Genomic DNA, 1,772 nt, shown 5'->3' with positions numbered 1-1,772 from the left:
CGCCACCGCCAGCACGTGCAGGTCACCACCCACCGACACCGCCGACACCTTCGTCACCGCACCCGACACCGTTGATGCCGGCGTCCGCGATCGACCCCACGGTCCCGATGTCACCGGTCTGGGAGGCGATGTTCGCGAAGCTCGACCAGTTGCCCGACGAGTCCCGGATCGCGTGGTAGATCCCACCGCCACCGTTGACCAGGACCTGGGCCTTCCAGGTGGTGGTCTGCGCCGGGGCCGGGTTGTCGTCGCGGCCGCCGATCGGCGTGACGTAGCCGCTGACCTTCTGCGAGCCGTAGTAGCCACTGGCGGTGATCTTGCCCCAGGTGACGCGGTTGCTCTGGTTGCCGCCGATGGTGGAGACGGTGCCGTCGGTGTTCACCGAGGCGACCAGCGCGACGTGGTCGGCGTAGCCGTTGCCGTTGTAGTTGAAGACCGCCGCGTCACCGACGTGCGGCGTGCTGTGCAGGCCGGAGCCGTACTGGGCGAAGCTGCCCGCCCCGGCGGTCAGGCCGGAGACGTTGACACCGTCCTGGGCCCAGACCCACTTGGCGAAGTCGGCGCACCACGCCTCGCTGCAGCTGTTGTAGTAGCCGGAGCCGCCCGCGCTGTTGGTGCTGCACGGGCCGTTGTTCAGGTTGGCGGAGGCGATGTTGATGATGCTGGAGCCGACGCTGGCCTGGGCGCTCTGGGCGCCGAACACCAGGGCGGAGGCGAGGACTCCGGTGGAGACGGTGGCGGTCAGCAGGCGGCGGGTGACGTTCTTGGTCATGGCTGTGGTCCTTCTCTGGAGTGGTCCGACTGGTGGTGAAGTCATGGGGCGGTCCGCAGTGCGGACCGGGGGGCCGTGCGCGGAGCGGAGGCCCTGCGTGGAGCGGGAGTCCGGGCGGCCCGGATCAGCCGATGGAGACGGGCAGCCGGCTGTCGCCGGCCTGGAGGTGGTCGGGCAGCGAGACCGCGAGGAGGTGCAGCGCGGTGCTGCCGGGGCGGAGGCCCGGGGCGAGGGCGATCCGGTACCGGACGCTCACCTCGGCCCCCTTGGGGAGGGCCACCGGGCCGTCCGCCGCGAGCAGGTAGTCCATGCCGGCCGCCTGCGGGAGCGGAGCGGGCCGCCAGGTGCCGGCGGCCTGGTCGAAGCGCTCCAGGGTGCCGGGCACCGAGCCGAGCGGGGCAGCGCCCCCGTCGTACTGGTCGAACCTCAACAGCGGTGCCACGGACGGGTAGTCGGTGCTGCCGGTGTTCCGCAGCGTGGCCGTGAACTCCACCGCCGGGCCGCCGGTCGTCAGCTTCGCCGGTGCGGCGAGGCCGGAGATCTCGGCGGTCACCTGCGCGGCCCCGGCCACCCGCAGGCTGCCGGTCGGCAGGCTCTGCACGGTGGCGCCGGGCGCCGGGGCGGCGGGCCGGGTGCCCTGCGCTCCGACCTCGGCGGAGGCGGAAGCAGTGGCAGTAGCAGTGGCAGTGGCGGGAGCGGGAGCGGCGGCCTCAGCGGCCACCGGGAGGGGCACCGCCGGGGCGGACGGGGTGGCCGATGCGGCCGGGGCGGCCGGGGCCGCGGCCGTGCCGGGCGCCTGGCTCGCGCAGCCCGGCAGGGTGGCCAGTACCACGGCCGCCAGCAGTCCGAGCCCGGCCCGGCGGAGGTGCCGGTGGTGCCTGCGCGTCACCATCACAGGGACCCGGTGATGCTGGCGGCGTAGTGGTTGCCGTAGACGCCGGTCAGCGGGATGGCGCCGGCGGTCTGCCAGGAACCGCTGGTGTGGCGGATGGTGTGCAGG

General features: G+C 73.8%; 2 protein-coding genes. Both read right to left on the bottom strand.

All coding sequences use genetic code 11. The features are described from left to right. Nucleotides 1-22: 22 nt before the first annotated feature. The gene (locus tag IH44_RS0139810; protein WP_051818341.1) at nucleotides 23-772 is read right to left on the bottom strand and encodes a CHAP domain-containing protein; all 750 of its coding nucleotides are present in this window, start codon (nucleotides 770-772) and stop codon (nucleotides 23-25) included. Between the two features lie 124 nt (nucleotides 773-896). After that, entirely contained in the window at nucleotides 897-1,664 is a 768-nt protein-coding gene (locus tag IH44_RS46090) for a hypothetical protein (protein ID WP_030464738.1), read from the bottom strand. Between the last annotated feature and the right edge of the window lie 108 nt (nucleotides 1,665-1,772).

This window comes from Kitasatospora sp. NRRL B-11411 (assembly GCF_000721345.1).
Classification (GTDB): Bacteria; Actinomycetota; Actinomycetes; order Streptomycetales; family Streptomycetaceae; genus Kitasatospora; species Kitasatospora cineracea.
Note: the sequence above shows the minus strand (reverse complement) of the source record. Positions and strands in the feature narration are given on the sequence as shown.

Bases quoted from the DNA above. Each gene is read 5' to 3' on its own strand.
- IH44_RS0139810 (WP_051818341.1), bottom strand. From the start codon at position 772: ATGACCAAGAACGTCACCCGCCGCCTGCTGACCGCCACCGTCTCCACC.
- IH44_RS46090 (WP_030464738.1), bottom strand. From the start codon at position 1,664: ATGGTGACGCGCAGGCACCACCGGCACCTCCGCCGGGCCGGGCTCGGA.